The sequence below is a fragment of the Opitutaceae bacterium genome (assembly GCA_041395105.1).
Taxonomy (GTDB): domain Bacteria; phylum Verrucomicrobiota; class Verrucomicrobiia; order Opitutales; family Opitutaceae; genus B12-G4.
The window spans coordinates 408,348-423,096 of sequence record JAWLBB010000002.1 but is presented as its reverse complement, the minus strand read 5'-3'; the positions used below and the strand labels follow the sequence as shown (position 1 = coordinate 423,096).

Annotated in this window: 11 protein-coding genes; all 11 read left to right on the top strand. The window is 63.7% G+C overall.

All coding sequences use genetic code 11. The annotated features are described in order from the left end of the window. Positions 1 to 10 precede the first annotated feature (10 nt). From R3F07_08570 to ftsZ, 11 genes are read left to right on the top strand one after another with little or no spacing between them, the layout of a single operon-like run. The gene (locus tag R3F07_08570) at positions 11 to 1,504 is read left to right on the top strand and encodes a UDP-N-acetylmuramoyl-L-alanyl-D-glutamate--2,6-diaminopimelate ligase (GenBank protein ID MEZ5276418.1); all 1,494 of its coding nucleotides are present in this window, start codon (positions 11 to 13) and stop codon (positions 1,502 to 1,504) included. Further along, the gene (locus R3F07_08565) at positions 1,504 to 2,919 is read left to right on the top strand and encodes a Mur ligase family protein (protein MEZ5276417.1); all 1,416 of its coding nucleotides are present in this window, start codon (positions 1,504 to 1,506) and stop codon (positions 2,917 to 2,919) included. The genes R3F07_08570 and R3F07_08565 overlap by 1 nt, the downstream gene beginning before the upstream one ends. Further along, positions 2,913 to 4,013, top strand: coding sequence for a phospho-N-acetylmuramoyl-pentapeptide-transferase (mraY, locus tag R3F07_08560; protein ID MEZ5276416.1), 1,101 nt, complete (start codon positions 2,913 to 2,915; stop codon positions 4,011 to 4,013). The genes R3F07_08565 and mraY overlap by 7 nt, the downstream gene beginning before the upstream one ends. After that, positions 4,010 to 5,308 (top strand): UDP-N-acetylmuramoyl-L-alanine--D-glutamate ligase, encoded by a 1,299-nt coding sequence (murD, locus tag R3F07_08555; GenBank protein ID MEZ5276415.1) that lies wholly within the window; start codon positions 4,010 to 4,012, stop codon positions 5,306 to 5,308. Before mraY ends, murD begins: the two co-directional genes overlap by 4 nt. A gap of 30 nt (positions 5,309 to 5,338) precedes the next feature. Further along, the gene (locus R3F07_08550) at positions 5,339 to 6,502 is read left to right on the top strand and encodes a LysM peptidoglycan-binding domain-containing protein (protein ID MEZ5276414.1); all 1,164 of its coding nucleotides are present in this window, start codon (positions 5,339 to 5,341) and stop codon (positions 6,500 to 6,502) included. A gap of 14 nt (positions 6,503 to 6,516) precedes the next feature. Further along, the gene (gene ftsW, locus R3F07_08545) at positions 6,517 to 7,680 is read left to right on the top strand and encodes a putative lipid II flippase FtsW (protein ID MEZ5276413.1); all 1,164 of its coding nucleotides are present in this window, start codon (positions 6,517 to 6,519) and stop codon (positions 7,678 to 7,680) included. Beyond that, entirely contained in the window at positions 7,677 to 8,810 is a 1,134-nt protein-coding gene (locus R3F07_08540) for a UDP-N-acetylglucosamine--N-acetylmuramyl-(pentapeptide) pyrophosphoryl-undecaprenol N-acetylglucosamine transferase (protein MEZ5276412.1), read from the top strand. The genes ftsW and R3F07_08540 overlap by 4 nt, the downstream gene beginning before the upstream one ends. Beyond that, on the top strand, positions 8,807 to 11,203 hold the full coding sequence (gene murB / locus R3F07_08535) for a UDP-N-acetylmuramate dehydrogenase (GenBank protein MEZ5276411.1): 2,397 nt from the start codon (positions 8,807 to 8,809) through the stop codon (positions 11,201 to 11,203). The genes R3F07_08540 and murB overlap by 4 nt, the downstream gene beginning before the upstream one ends. Continuing rightward, the gene (locus R3F07_08530) at positions 11,200 to 12,132 is read left to right on the top strand and encodes an FtsQ-type POTRA domain-containing protein (GenBank protein ID MEZ5276410.1); all 933 of its coding nucleotides are present in this window, start codon (positions 11,200 to 11,202) and stop codon (positions 12,130 to 12,132) included. Before murB ends, R3F07_08530 begins: the two co-directional genes overlap by 4 nt. A gap of 2 nt (positions 12,133 to 12,134) precedes the next feature. Further along, positions 12,135 to 13,352: a cell division protein FtsA gene (gene ftsA, locus R3F07_08525; protein ID MEZ5276409.1), complete on the top strand. Its 1,218-nt coding sequence runs from the start codon at positions 12,135 to 12,137 to the stop codon at positions 13,350 to 13,352. A gap of 14 nt (positions 13,353 to 13,366) precedes the next feature. Next, positions 13,367 to 14,647, top strand: coding sequence for a cell division protein FtsZ (gene ftsZ / locus R3F07_08520; protein MEZ5276408.1), 1,281 nt, complete (start codon positions 13,367 to 13,369; stop codon positions 14,645 to 14,647). Positions 14,648 to 14,749 lie beyond the last annotated feature (102 nt).

The window sequence follows — 14,749 nt, the reverse complement described above, 5'->3', positions numbered from 1 at the left end:
CCGGCGTGTTATGTCTCAGAATCTGAACGAATTGTTCTCAGGCATCGATTGCCTGGAGATCAAAGGAACTCTCGACCGGGTTGTCACCAGCCTGGTGATCGACAGCCGCCGGGCCACTCCCGGCTGTGTCTTTTTCGCCCTTCCGGGGATGCGCTCGGACGGAAGCTTCTTCATCGATGAGGCGATCGATCGTGGAGCCGTCGCAGTCATCTCCAGCCAATCGCGTCAGTTCACGCCTTCCGGGGTGACTTCCATTCGGGTCAGCCGGCCCCGCGCGGTCCTCGCCGAGGTGTCCCGGCGTTTCTACCGCGCGCCCGATGAGGACCTCAGGGTGATCGGAGTGACCGGGACCAACGGCAAGACCACCGTCACCCACCTGGTCAAGCATCTGCTGACCCGACCCGGAGAGCGGGTGGGCCTGATCGGCACGATCAGCTACGACCTGGGCGAACGGACGGTTCCGGCGTTTCGAACGACACCCGAGTCGGTCGATGTTTTCGGGATGCTCTCCCAGATGCGCAATGCCGGTTGCCGGTTCGCCGCGATGGAGATCAGTTCCCATGGCATCAACCAGGACCGGGTTCGGGGTCTTCGTCTGAGGACGGCCGCCTTTCTCAACCTGACCCGCGACCACCTCGATTACCACGGTTCGCTCGAGGACTATTTCCAGGTCAAGGCCCGCCTCTTCACCGGCGAGGTCGGTTCGCTGCCCGAGGTGGCTGTGGTCAACATCGACGATGCAGCCGGACGCCGACTGCTTGGGATGATACCCCAGGGGGTCCGGACGATCACCTTCGGGCAGGCAACCGATGCCGAGATCCGCGGCAGCCAGGTTGAACTGGGTTTCATGACCACCCGGTTCACGCTCCATTGGCCGGACGGCGAGGCCCGGATAGAATCGCCTCTGCTTGGAGATTACAACCTGAGCAACCTTCTCGCCTCCCTTGCCATCTGTCAGGCCAATGGGCGTGAGATTGTCTCGGTTCTTCCCCGCCTGGAGTCCTTCGGGGGCATTCCGGGGCGGATGGAACGGATTGCGAACCCGTTCGGCTTCAACGTCCTGGTCGACTATGCCCACACCGACGACGCCCTGCGCAATGCCGTCCAGATGTTGCGCCAGATCACCCCGGGCCGCCTTTATGTGGTCTTCGGGTGCGGGGGCAACCGGGACCGGACCAAACGTCCGGCCATGACAACGGCGGTTCAGGAAACCGCCGACCACGCCTGGGCGACGGCGGACAATCCGCGAAAGGAAGCGGTTGCGGCCATCTTCGACGACATGCGAGCGGGCATCATCCATCCCGATCGTATTCAGTTCGTGGATGACCGGAGGCACGCCATCAGCCTGGCCCTGGACCATGCTACCGAGGGGGACTGCATCCTGATCGCGGGCAAGGGGCATGAGTCTTTTCAGGAGTTCGGTGATACCATCGTGCCGTTTGATGACCGGCAGGTGGCCCGCGAATTGATCGAGATCAAGAAACTGAAACCGCCCCAGACCTGATGCCTGTCCATGATCCCAGATTGCTGGCCGAGTGGAGCGGCGGCGCCTGGCGGGGAAATCCGCCCGGCCGGATCACCGGCTTCGGCATCGACAGCCGGACCTTGCGGCCCGGTCAGCTCTTTGTCGCCATCGAAACGGCGGCCAGGGATGGCCATGCCTTCGTTTCGGCGGCCTCCCGGGCATTCGCCTCGGGCGCTCTGGTCGCGCGCTTCGATCCCAATGCCGGACTGGCTCAGCTGCTGGTGCCCGACCCGGCCCGCGCGCTGCAGGACATCGCCCGCGAATACCGGAAAGCTTTTCCCGGTCCCGTCATCGGCGTTACCGGAAGCTGCGGAAAGACCTCGACCAAGGACCTCCTGACCGAGGCCCTCGGCGGTCGGAGCGAGGTCGGAGCCACCGAAGGGAATCTCAACAATCTTCTCGGTCTTCCCCTGACGATCCTCAATTGCGATCCGCAGGTCCACCGTTTTGCGGTGGTTGAAGCCGGCATCAGCGAGCCCGGGGAGATGACCCGCCTCGCTTCCATTCTTTCTCCGGATCTCGGAATCATCACTTCGATCGGCCCCGCCCACCTCGAGGCCCTCGGATCGGTCGAATCCGTGGCCCAGGAGAAAGTGCAACTGCTTCGGCAGATTCGTCCGGGCGGCCGGGCCTTCTTCCCGTTTGAATGCCTCCAGTGGGCTGCCTTTCGCCGACTTTCCATCCCGTTCACCGTGATCGGAACCGCGTCAGTCCGCGGGTCGAAAACCGACCAGGGCAACGGCTTGTCGGTTGCCTACGAGGCCACGGCGGAAGGCGCGGGCCTCCGAGTCCGGGTCGACTTTCCCGGGGTGAGACCGGTCACATTCCTCCTCGCCTCAACCAGTCAGGGCATGGTTTCCAACGCGGTCCTCGCCTTCGCGGCAGCCGTTCAGCTCGGTCAGGACCCCGAGGTGGTCGCCGGCCGGCTCGAAGGCTGGCGTCCCGCCGCGCTGCGCGGTGAGGTCATCGAAAAGGATGGGCGTCTCGTCTACCTCGATTGCTACAATGCCAATCCTGCTTCGATGCGGGATGCCGTCCGGGCTTTCATCGGGAGGGTCGGACCGTCGGTACCGCGCCTCTTTCTGGTCGGGACGATGGAGGAACTGGGGGAGAGTGCCGGGGACTGGCACCGGACCGTCGGCCGGGAGTGGCCCATGGGTGTTCAGGACCGCTTTGTGCTCGTCGGAGACCAGGGAGACGACCTGTGCCGGGGCCTGCTCGAATCCGGGCGAGATCCCCTGACGATCACGGTCAACCCGTCGCCCGGCGAATTGGCTTCGGTGGTCGAGAACTGGACCGGCGCGGTCTTTATCAAGGGAAGTCGGCGCCACCGGCTCGAGGAACAGATCGGTTCGGCCTGGCGACGGGCGGTGGAAGCTGAGGCGGCATGCTGAGTTACCTCGCCGAGTTTGAGAACTCCTTCGGACCGCTTCGACTGCTCCGGTTCATCACCCTGCGTACCCTGATGGCGTCGGGCACGGCCCTGCTCATCGGCTTTGTCATCGGTCCGTGGCTGATCCGGCGGCTTCAGCGCATCAGTTTTGTCCAGACCCTGCGCGATGCGAGTCAGGTGGGCGGTCTGGCGGATATTCATTCCAAGAAGAAGAACACCCCGACCATGGGAGGTCTCCTCATTTACGGGGCGGTCACGGGATCTACCCTCCTCTGGGCGCGTCCGAACATCTGGGTGCTGGTCGCGCTCTTTGTCTATACCGGGATGACGGCCCTCGGTTTCCGCGACGATTTTCTCAAGGTCAGCAAACGCGACACCCGGGGGGTTTCCTCGCGCCAGAAGCTCTTCTGGCAGTGTTTGATCACCGCCTGTGCCCTGGTCGCGCTTCTTCTGCATCCGGATAGTGGGCAGAAGATACGGGAACTCTGGGTCCCCTTTCTCAAGATCCCTTTGATTGCGAGCATGCCCATTGTCCTGCTGGCCGGGTTCTTCCTCTTCATTCTCGTCGGCTCAAGCAACGCCATCAATCTGACCGACGGGATCGATGGCCTCGCCATCGGGTGCACCGTCACGGTCGCGCTGACCTACGCCATCATGGCCTATGCGGCCGGCAATACGGTCATCTCGGGCTATCTTCTGATCAGTTATGTGCCCGGGGTGGGCGAGCTGACCATCATCTGCGGCTCCCTCGTCGGGGGCGGCCTGGCTTTTCTCTGGTTCAATTCCCATCCGGCCGAGGTCTTCATGGGGGACACCGGTTCCCTTGCCCTCGGCGGCCTCATCGGCACGATTGCCGTCATGGTCCACCAACCGCTGACCCTGGCCATCGTCGGCGGTATCTTTGTGCTCGAGGCGCTCTCCGTCATCATTCAGGTCGGATCCTACAAGACCCGTCGGAAACGGGTCTTTCGGATGGCGCCGATCCATCACCATTTTGAACTCATGGGCTGGCCCGAATCGAAAGTGGTCATCAGATTCTGGATACTTTCTCTCATTTTTGCCCTCGTCGGGTTGGGAACCCTGAAACTGCGATGAACGAAGCCGGATCGATTGCTCAAGAGATGATGGCGCGCCTGGCCCGCCCGGTCGCGGTCTGGGGACACGGGCGCAGCGGACGCGGAGTCTGCCGCCTGCTCGCCGCCCGCGGCCTTGAGGCCGTCGTCTACGATGCGTCCGACCCGCTGGCCGACCATTCGACCTTCGGTCCGCAGGAAGCGGCCGGTCACGACCTCGTTGTGACCAGTCCGGGCTTTTCCCCGGACCATCCCTGGTTTGCCGTCGCCCGGCAGGCCGGATGCGAGTGCCTCGGAGAAATCGATTTTGCAGCCCTCTTCTGGAAGGGACCGATTGTCGCGGTGACCGGAACGAACGGGAAGACGACCCTGACCGAATTCCTGACCTATGCACTCGGCCTGGCCGGTCGTCAGGCCGTCGCAGTGGGAAACATCGGTTCGGCCTTCACCCGGACGGCTGCCTGCGTGACCGATCCGGAGACGACCGCGGTCTGCGAGGTCAGTTCCTTCCAGGCCGAGACACTGCGCATCCTGACCGCCGACTGGACGCTCTGGACGAATTTCGCGGAGGATCACCTCGAGCGACACGGAACCCTTGTCGATTACTTCAGGGCCAAGCAGAACCTGGTCGACCGGACTCCGGCCGGCCATGCCTTCTATGGCCCCGGTGTTCTCGCCTTCAGTGATGAACACGGATTGGGTCTGGACCCGGCCGGTCTCGTGGCGGCCGCTCCCGAAGGCATGGGCGACCTGGCCGCCGGCACCGCTTTTCAGTCCGGGCCGCAGCACGGAAATTTTGTTCTCGCGGCGGCCTGGTGGCGCCGACAGGGCCTGCCGGACAAGGTCCTACGTGAGGCGCTCTGCAGTTTCCGCATCGGACGCCATCGGCTCAGCCAGGTCGGTTCGATCGACGGCATCGATTTCTGGAACGACTCGAAGGCGACGAACTTCCACGCCTGCGAGGCGGCCATCTCCACTTTTGCGGATCCCGTCCTCTGGATCGGCGGGGGCAAATCCAAAGGCGGCGATTTCGAGGGATTTGTCTCGCGGATCGCGCCGCGCATTCGCCATGCTGTCCTCCTCGGGGAAACTGCGCCGCTTCTGCTCGGATTGCTCGCTCAAAAAGGGGTTTCGGCCCGGATCGTCGGTGATCTGGACGAGGCGGTTCGGGATTGCCTGAGCCGAGCGCGACCCGGTGATACCGTCCTCCTCAGTCCGGCCTTCTCGAGTCTTGATATGTTCCAGAGCTACGAGGAGCGCGGTGAACAGTTCTGCGCCCTGGTCCAACAGCAACTTCGGCAGGCGATGTCCTGCTAAACCCAATACGAACCTTCCACACATCTTTCTATGAAAATCCTCAAGATATTCAGCATGGTGCTGGCCCTGCACCTTGTGCTCCTCGTCGTCTTTCTGGTCAGTCCGGGTTGTCAATCCCGACCCACTCCGGTGGAGGATGGACCGGCCGAAGTCCCCTCGACCGGCGCGAACTGGAGCAACCAGGGTGGATCCACGAGTTCGTCGCTTGATCCGTTGCCGGTTGGAAGCGGCTACGCCAACCAGCCCCTCCTGGGCCAGACTCCGGCCGACCGGGCCCGGGCCACGCCGACGCGTCCGGGTGCGGCCGGCACGCAGGGAAGCGATGCCTGGCCTGCCGAGCGGGTGCTTCAGCCGGTCGCCGATACACCGGCTGAACCGACCTACAGCGAACCCGTCCTCATTGCCTACAGCGTGAAGCGGGGAGACAGCCTGTGGTCGATTTCCCGTCAGTTCGGGGTGTCCATCCAGGACATCGTGGCAGTCAATCCCGGCATCAATCCCAATGCCATTCAATATGGAGAGAAGATCATGGTGCCCGACGGAATGTCCCGCAGATCTCCAGGTGATGCGACAGGGCCGGCCGCCGCCGCGCCTTCTCTTCCCGAAGGGTCGAGCACCTACACGGTCAAGTCCGGTGATTACCTGGCGAGAATCGCCAGCCAGAACGGCACCACGGTCGGAGCCATTCGGCAGGCCAATCGGCTGGAAAGCGACCTCATTCAGGTCGGTCAGGTCCTGATCATTCCTGCGGGATCGGCCGCCCGCCCGGGCTCCGGCGGCGGATCCGCCGGTCTACCCGCCGATGCGGTCACCGTGACCGTGCAGCCCGGTGATACCATCGGAGAGATCGCCCGCAATTACGATGTCACCGTCAAGGAACTGATGGCAGCCAATCAGATCACCGATGCGCGCAAACTCCGGGTGGGCCAGAAGCTGGTCATTCCCGGATTCACCTCGGTGGATTCGACCCGCACGAGCGTGACGGTCAATCCTCCGGCCAGCCAGGCTCCGGCAGCATCCAGTCGCACCCCGCCGCCCTCGCAGGCGCCGGAACCGGCTCTGCCGGACGAGAGCGACGCCTCTCCGGTCATTCCGGTTGAGTCGCAGCCTGCTTCGGACCTGGATGAATTGCTTCCCGGTGATGACCTGCCTGCTCCGGTCATTCCGATTGACGAGCCGGTGCCCCAGCCCTGACCCGGTTTTCTCTCATGGCGCAAGTCGAGACACTAAGCACCAGATGGCGGGCGCTCTTCAGCCCGGTTTCACTGATCCTGCTCTGCGTGGTCGCCCTGACCACGTTGGGTGTCATCGTGCTTTTCAGCGCCAGTGTCTCGTTTTTTGAAAACGATCCCTATTTCTTCGTCCGCCGCCAGGTGATCTGGCTCCTGATCGCGTTGGTTTCGGGCTTTCTTGCGACCCGCGTGAACCTCGAATCCCTGAGGCCGATGGTCTGGCTGGTGACCGGCGCGGCGATTCTGAGCCTGGTGGTCGTCCTGATTCCCGGTATCGGGATCGAGGTCAACGGGAGCCGGCGCTGGCTGGACCTGGGACTGATGCGACTGCAGGTTTCGGAGTTTGCCAAGCTGGCGCTCGTCTTTGGTCTGGCTCACTATCTGGCGGCGAATCAGCAGCGAATCCCGAGTTTCTGGCGCGGCTTCGTTCTTCCCGCGGCCGGTATCTCCGTCTTCTGCCTGCTCATCCTCCTTGAGCCCGACTTCGGCACCGCCATGCTCTGCGGGGCCATCGGGTTCACCATGCTTCTCCTGGCGGGTTCCCGGATGATCTTTCTCATCCCCTCGGTCCTGGCGGGAATCACCCTCTTCGCCGTGGCCATCATGCACAACCCGGTGCGGCTGGCGCGGATCACCTCCTTCCTCGATGTGGAGGCCCACCGGGCCGACGGCGCCTACCAGCTCTGGCAGGCCATCCTCGCGTTCGGCGCCGGGGGGCCGACCGGGGTGGGGCTGGGCAACGGCCGGCAGCAGATGGCCTTCCTCCCCGAGGCCCACACCGACTTCATCTTCGCCATCGTGGGCGAGGAACTTGGTCTTGGGGTCACTCTCGGGGTGGTCGCGCTCTTCGCCCTTATTTTCATGCTCGGACTGGCCCACCTGAGGCGGGCGCCCAACCTCTTTCAATTCCTCATCGTCGCGGGCTGCCTTCTCATGCTGACCTTTCAGGCGTTGATCAACCTGGGGGTGGTCACGGGCTGCCTGCCGACCAAGGGCATGTCGCTGCCCTTCATCAGCTACGGCGGATCCAATCTCGTCCTCATGGCGCTGCTCATCGGGATACTGCTCAACACCCGGATCGCCTGGTCGCGGCCGGCCCTGACCGACACGGAGAGATCGATGAAGGAGATCAACGGATGAGCCGCTACCTGATCGCCTGCGGCGGCACCGGCGGGCACCTCGCGCCGGGTATCGCCCTGGCTGAGGAACTGGTGGCGCGCGGGCATGAGTGCTGCCTGCTCATCAGCAACAAGCAGATTGATTCCCGGCTGATCCAGAAGTATCCGGAATTTCATTTCGAGCGGCTTCCCGGGGTCGGGTTGTCCCTCAATCCGATCCGGGTCGTCAATTTCGCGTGGATGCAGCTGAAGGCACTCGGGTTCGCGCTGCGCCTGATCCGCTCGTTCAATCCGGACGTCATCTTCGGTTTCGGCGGCTACACCTGTGTGGCCATCGCGATCAGCGGTGCGATCCGCGGAGTACCGGTGGCGCTGCACGAAGCCAACCGGGTGGTTGGCCGGGCCATCCGGGTGGTCGGCCCACTGGCCCGCCGGATCTACCTGCCGGCCGGGGTCCGGTTGAGCCGGGCAGGGACCGACCGGATCCGCTACCACGGGTTTCCGGTGCGACGGGAAATCCACCGCGTGGGCAAGGCCAGGGCGCGCGAGCGCCTCGGACTGGATCCCAATCAGAAGACCCTGCTCGTTCTGGGGGGCAGCCAGGGGGCGGTCGCCCTCAATGATTGGGTCAACCGTCACCTCGAATTTTTCGCCAAACAGGAGATCCAGATCTACTGCGTGACCGGTCCCGGCAAAGGGGCCGACGGTGTCTTTTCGCTGGAATCCCGGAATGGGTCCACGGTCCGGGCGGTCTTTACCCCCTTTTCGGACAACGTGGCGGACCTGCTCTCGGCCGCCGATCTGGCTGTGGCCCGGGCCGGTGCCGGCACGATCGCCGAACTGATCCGTTGCCGGCTGCCCGCAATCCTCATCCCCTATCCCCATGCCGCCGACGGCCACCAGCTGGTCAACGGTCGTTTTTTCGAGCAACAGGGCGGGGGCCTTCTCCTGGAGGAATCCTATATTGGTGATCTTCAGCGGGAGGTGAAGGAGGTGATTTTCAACGACTGGCTGCTCGCTCAATTCCAGAAGAACCTGGAAAGGATGGACCGGGAGAACACCATTGACCGGATCGTCCGCGATCTCGATGAGCTGGGCCGGGAACACGAAGACAAGCGCCGCCCGAAATCGGCAGCGCCGGAAGCGGCATGACGGTTCCCCTGAAGATCGAGAACGGCCTGCGTATCCACTTTGTGGGGATAGGCGGCATGGGAATGGCCCCCCTTGCCATGTTCCTGGCCGAGAGCGGCTGCCGGGTAAGCGGAGAGGATGCCAATCTCTCGCCCGAGGTGGCGCAGCGACTCAAGGCGAGGGAGATCGTGATTCCTGAAGCAGGGCCGGCTGATCCGGCTGTCTCCGCGCTGGTCTATTCCTCGGCGGTGGGGCCGGATCATCCCAGTTTGCGGTCGGCCCTGGATCTGGGCCTGCCCGTCTTCCGCAGGGGTGAGGCCCTGGCGGCCCTGGCCGCGGATCGGCGGTTGATCGCGGTGGCCGGATCGCACGGCAAGACCTCGAGCTGCGCCATGCTCATCCATGCGCTCCGGACCGCCGGAATGGACCCCGGCTATGTGCTGGGCGGGCTCTTCGCGGACGATTCGATTCCTCCGGCCTGCCGGGGATCGAGCGACTGGCTCGTGGCGGAGATCGATGAAAGCGACGGGACAATCGATCTGTTCTCCCCGGAGATCACCCTCTGTGTGAACCTCGAGCTCGACCATTGCGACCGCTACGCCGATCTTGAGGCGATCAAGATTCCCTTCCGGGCACTGGCCGACCGGACAAAGCGCGCGGTCTTCTTCAACCGGGCCTGCCCAGTTTCCCGGGATCTCTTCGGAGGCCGCCCGCCTTCCTCCACCATCAGTTTCGGGCCGGGCGGAGACTACGACCTGTTGGGCTCGGTCGAGGGAGGCAGTGGCAGGGTCCTCAGTCTGGGTGGCCGTTTCGGTCAGACCACCGCGCGGGTCAGGGCCCGGGGTGAGTTCAACGCGATCAATGCCTGCGGCGCCCTGGCTGTGTCCGGTTTCCTTGGCGTCTCTCCCGAGACGGATCTTCTGGCCGCTTTCCCCGGGGTCCGCCGGCGCCAGCAGATCCTGATCGAGGGGCCACACCTTACGGTGATGGAAGATTACGCTCACCATCCCTCCGAGATCGGCGCACTGATCGAAGCGATCCGCCCGGCTGCCGACCGGAGGCTGGTCATTGTCTTTCAGCCTCATCGCTATTCCCGGACCGCGCGTTTCCGGACCGAGTTCGCCCAGGTCCTGCAACGGGCGGACCGGCTCTATCTGATGGATGTTTACCCGGCGGCGGAAAGGCCGGTCGACGGCGGCAAAATCGAGGACCTTCTGGATGCATTCCGCCGGTTCGGGGATCGGTCCGCTCTCCCCGAAGTGGTCGTGGACGATTTGGCCGGCCGCCGACGCATCGCCGAGGATTGCCGTGATGGAGATTTCCTGCTTTTTGTCGGGGCGGGCTCGATCGACCGGTTTGCCCGCGGCGTGGTGGGCACTGTCTGTAGCCTGGATGATCGCATGGGTCGGCTGACGCGTTTCTTTCGGGCGCTGCGCAGTGATCGGGTGGCCCTGGAAAGCGTGCGGATCAACGAGGCCCTTGATCGCAAGACCACCATCCGCATCGGGGGGCCGGCCGAACTCTTTGCCGAGCCTGCCTCGGTGGAGGAACTCCAGGTTCTGCTGGGGGCGGCCCATGAGGCGGGACTCCCCGTCAACATTCTCGGCCGCGGGTCGAATCTCATTGTTCCGGATGAAGGCGTCGCCGGCCTGGTCGTCCGCCTGCTGCACCCGAACTGGGGCCGGATCCGTCGGCTCGAAGACGGACGTCTGCTGGTCGGAGCCGGCCTTCGCCTGAAGGAACTCTGCGGCCAGGCCTGCCATCAGGGTTGGTCGGGTTTCGAGTTCCTGGAGGGTATCCCGGGTACGCTGGGCGGTGCGCTCCGGATGAATGCCGGAGCCATGGGCAGCTGGATTTATGAGGTGGTCGACGAGGTCCACCTCGTCACGTTGAACGGCGAGATGCGCATTCTCGGACGCGAGGCCCTTTCTGTCCGGTATCGATCCTGCGATGAACTGGCGGAGGCCATCGCGATCGGCGCCATCCTGCACCCGGCCTCGGAGGGAGAGTCCTCGGTCATCCGGTCGCGGATCGAGGCCTATCGCGACCGGCGCCAGGAGGCGCAACCAAAGGAGCCGAGCGCAGGCTGCATATTCAAGAACCCGGACGGTGATTCAGCGGGTCGCCTCATCGACGCGCTCGGGTTGAAGGGGATGCGGGTGGGTAATGCCGAGATCTCCGCCCGGCATGCCAATTTCATCATCAACCGGGGAGGGGCGACCGCCCGCGATGTCATCGATCTGGTGCGCCTGGTCCGGGATCGCGTCTCCCGCGAAACAAACATCGTCCTGGAGCCGGAAGTGCTGCTCTACGGACGGGATTGGAGCGAGGTCCTTGTCGGGGTGAGGCCTCCGGAGGCCGCCGCGTCCGGCGGATCGGCAACTGAAGACACCAGCGGAGTGAAACCACAATGAAAAAGGCGGGCCACAGACAGGCGGGAGCGGAGGGATCCGGTTCCTGGCGGAACATCAAGCAGGAGGTCCGGGGCCTCCCGATGAGCAAGCCGGCGAAGGCCCGCACCCGAAGCCGGATCTGGCGGGCTCTGGCAGGGGGCACCCTGGTCGCTCTGGTCGCGGGCGGGATCGGCCTGGGTATCTGGTACCTGGATCGGGGATCGGAAGCGGTGGGTGTTGTCGCCAAGGCCAATCCGATCGAGGAAATCATCCTGGTCACGGACGGAGTACTTTCGGACGAGTGGATCAATCGGCGCCTGCAGATCCCGGCCGAGGCCGGCTTGATGGACGTTGACATCCAGGCGATCAAGACCCGGCTCGAGTCGGACGGCCAGGTCGCGGCGGCCACCATTTCGCGTCGTTTTCCCTCGACCCTGGTGGTCAGCCTGAACGAACGCACGCCGGTCGCCCGCCTGGTCACCCGCGGCGAGGATGGCGGCTCGGTCGTCTACCTGGTTGCGGTCGACGGGGTTTTGTATAAGGGTTTTGGATATGATGAGGAGCTGATTGCGCGCATTCCCTTCCTCGACGGAATCCGCCTGGTGCGCCGGGGCGGCGGTTTTGCACCGATTTCGCGGCTCGACGACGTGGTTTCACTTTTCACGCTCGCGGAACAGATCGCGCCGCATCTGGTCGGGGAGTGGCGGATTGTCGCCCTCGATCGCCGCCCCTTCATCGTGGTGCGGACCCGGGAAGTGAACGAGATCATCTTTGAGCCGGGTTCCTACCGCAACCAGCTGGCCCGGCTTGACTATATCCTGGATTACTACCGACGATCGGCCGGCGAGAGACCGGCCAGGATCGATCTTTCTTTCAAGAACCAGGCGGCGGTCGAACTGGCCGCCGGCGAAGATTCCCGCAACCCCCAGAACCTTTACTCAGGAAACTGAAAATGGCCGTCATGTCGAAGAGTCGGATAATCGGAGCAATCGAGATTGGAACCGCCAAGGTTGCCGTTCTCGTTGGTGAAATCACCAATGGGCGCAGTCTGAGCATTATCGGGATGGGTCAGTGCTCGTCGCGGGGCGTGGTCAAGGGAGAGATCGTGGATTTCGCAGCAGCCACCGATTGTGCGCATGCGGCCATCCTCGCGGCGGAGAAACGGGCCGGAGTCCGCATCGACGGAGTCTATCTTGCGCAAACCGGCGGCCACCTCGCCGGATTCATGAGCGAGGAGGGCGTCACGGTGAGCGCGGCCGACAACCGGGTCGGGCACGAGGATATCGAGAGAGTGAAGAGCCTGGCCAAGGAGAAACAGTTGCCGCCCGAACGGACCATCATCCACCATATCCGGCGGCCTTTCCGGCTGGACGGGCGGATCGAGCCCAATCCCCTTTATCTTGAGGGGAAACGTCTTGAGGTGGGCTATTGGACGGTGCACGGGCAGGCGTCCAAGGTGAGCGACCATATCCACGTCATCAACGGGTTCTCCCTGCACGTCGATGACATCATCCTCTCAAGCCTCGCTTCCGGCGTCATGGTCACCACCCAGGAGGAACGCAATCACGGGGTGCTGGTTCTCGATATCGGCCGGGGCACGACCGATTATGCCCTTTATCAGGATGGGCATTGTCATGTGGCCGGGGTTGTCCCGGTGGGAGGGGATCACCTGACCAACGACCTGAGCGTGGGGCTCCGATTGACCTCGTCGCAGGCGGAGACGCTCAAGCTGCGTTTCGGTTCGGCGGTCCTGCAGTGCCGGGACCGGACCGAACGGGTCTGGCTCAATGGCAATCTGTCGATCGGAGACCGGCAGGTCTCCCGCCATTCGATCGAGAGGATCCTTTCGCTGCGGGTATCGGAACTCTTCGAAGTGGTGCGCAGATCGCTCGGCTCGAATTTCGTGAGCGAGAACCTCGGTGCCGGTGTCGTCCTGACGGGCGGGACCTCCCGCCTTCCGATGATTGACCGGGCGGCCCAGGAGGTCTTCAAGATCCCGGTTCGCCTCGGTGAGAACCCGGGCATGCACGATGAAGTGAAGCAGCCCGAGTATTCGACAGTGCTCGGTCTTCTCAATTACGGCCTGAATTTCCAGGGCGAGAACGATGCGCCGCCGACCCGGAAAAGGGGTGGCGTTTTCGGCCGGATCCTCAACCTGGTCGGTGCCTGAGAGGGATTTGCCTTATGAAAGACTACGAACCGGATCAGGAGACCTTGTTCGCCGCCAACGAGGATGGGGAACGGGAGCTGGTTATCAAACTCATCGGCGTGGGCGGAGCCGGGTCCAATGCGGTCGACCGGCTGAAGATGAATGACCTGGGCCGGGTCCGCCTGGCGACGGTCAATACCGACAGTCAGGCCCTGGCGGCATCGCCGGTCGACGACAAGATCCTCATCGGCAGCTCCGTCACCCGGGGGCTCGGGGCCGGTGGTGATCCCGAACTCGGGCGCCTCGCCGCGGAGAGCGATCGCGAAACACTCTCCCGTTCTCTCCGGGGTGCCGACTTGGTTTTCATTGTTGCCGGGATGGGCGGCGGGACCGGCAGCGGGGCGGCTCCGGTCGTCGCGGAAGCGGCGTCGGCCGAAGGAGCGCTCGTCATCGGATTTGTCACCATGCCCTTCTCCTTCGAGGGAGGACGGCGCCTGAAGCAGGCGGATGAAGGCCTGGCCGCCCTCCGCCAGGTCTGCGATGCGGTCATTCCTCTGCCCAACGATGTGCTCCTCCAGCAGGTGGATGACGATGCGAGTGTCCTCGACGCCTTTTCGAGGGCGGACGAATGGATCGACCGGTCCATCCGTTCGATCTGGTCGATGCTCTTCCGGACCGGCCTGATCAATATCGATTTTTCAGCGCTCAAGACCGCGTTTGTCGAGCGGGGGGGCAAGACTCTTTTCGGCCTGGGTTACGGGAAAGGTGAAGGTGCGGCCGACCAGGCCATCGAGAACCTCCTGCTCTGCCCGCTTCTGCATACTCCCGAATTCTCGAGAAAAGCAGATCGTCTCCTCGTCAATATCATCGGAGGGCCGGATCTCGCCCTGACTGATGTCAATGTGATCATGTCGGCAGTGAGCGAGAAGTTCGGCCGCAATGCCCATGTCGTCATGGGCGCGGTCATCGATGGAAGCTGGCAGCAGAAGGTGGAAATCTGTGTGATCGGCACTTCAGATATGTCGTCCGGACTGCGGACGGCCCGCGCTACCGTCGCGTCGAAAGCAGCTGCGCGCCGCAGTTCGGGAGTCAAGCCTTCGGATCTGTCGGCACGGCGGACGGCGGAGATCGCCAATTCGGTTGGGCCGGCGATCGAGGCGACTGCCGTGGCCGCCGTCTCGGTTGCCCAGGATGAGTTTGCCTTTGGAGAGGGCGAGAATCGGGGCCGGTTCGGTGCCACCGAGCGCAATCTATTCGACGGTGATGATCTCGACCTGCCGACCTTCTTCCGCAAGGGGATCCGGATAAGTGTCTAGAAGCAGGTGAGGTGGAGGGTCTTTCCTGCTCGGGAAATCCTCCCGTGCGCTGATCTCCCGGAGACGGCACCCGGGCCCTCTGCCGCGATTGATTGGCGCTGG

Bases quoted from the DNA above. Each gene is read 5' to 3' on its own strand.
- R3F07_08570 (MEZ5276418.1), top strand. From the start codon at position 11: ATGTCTCAGAATCTGAACGAATTGTTCTCAGGCATCGATTGCCTGGAG.
- R3F07_08565 (MEZ5276417.1), top strand. From the start codon at position 1,504: ATGCCTGTCCATGATCCCAGATTGCTGGCCGAGTGGAGCGGCGGCGCC.
- mraY (MEZ5276416.1), top strand. From the start codon at position 2,913: ATGCTGAGTTACCTCGCCGAGTTTGAGAACTCCTTCGGACCGCTTCGA.
- murD (MEZ5276415.1), top strand. From the start codon at position 4,010: ATGAACGAAGCCGGATCGATTGCTCAAGAGATGATGGCGCGCCTGGCC.
- R3F07_08550 (MEZ5276414.1), top strand. From the start codon at position 5,339: ATGAAAATCCTCAAGATATTCAGCATGGTGCTGGCCCTGCACCTTGTG.
- ftsW (MEZ5276413.1), top strand. From the start codon at position 6,517: ATGGCGCAAGTCGAGACACTAAGCACCAGATGGCGGGCGCTCTTCAGC.
- R3F07_08540 (MEZ5276412.1), top strand. From the start codon at position 7,677: ATGAGCCGCTACCTGATCGCCTGCGGCGGCACCGGCGGGCACCTCGCG.
- murB (MEZ5276411.1), top strand. From the start codon at position 8,807: ATGACGGTTCCCCTGAAGATCGAGAACGGCCTGCGTATCCACTTTGTG.
- R3F07_08530 (MEZ5276410.1), top strand. From the start codon at position 11,200: ATGAAAAAGGCGGGCCACAGACAGGCGGGAGCGGAGGGATCCGGTTCC.
- ftsA (MEZ5276409.1), top strand. From the start codon at position 12,135: ATGGCCGTCATGTCGAAGAGTCGGATAATCGGAGCAATCGAGATTGGA.
- ftsZ (MEZ5276408.1), top strand. From the start codon at position 13,367: ATGAAAGACTACGAACCGGATCAGGAGACCTTGTTCGCCGCCAACGAG.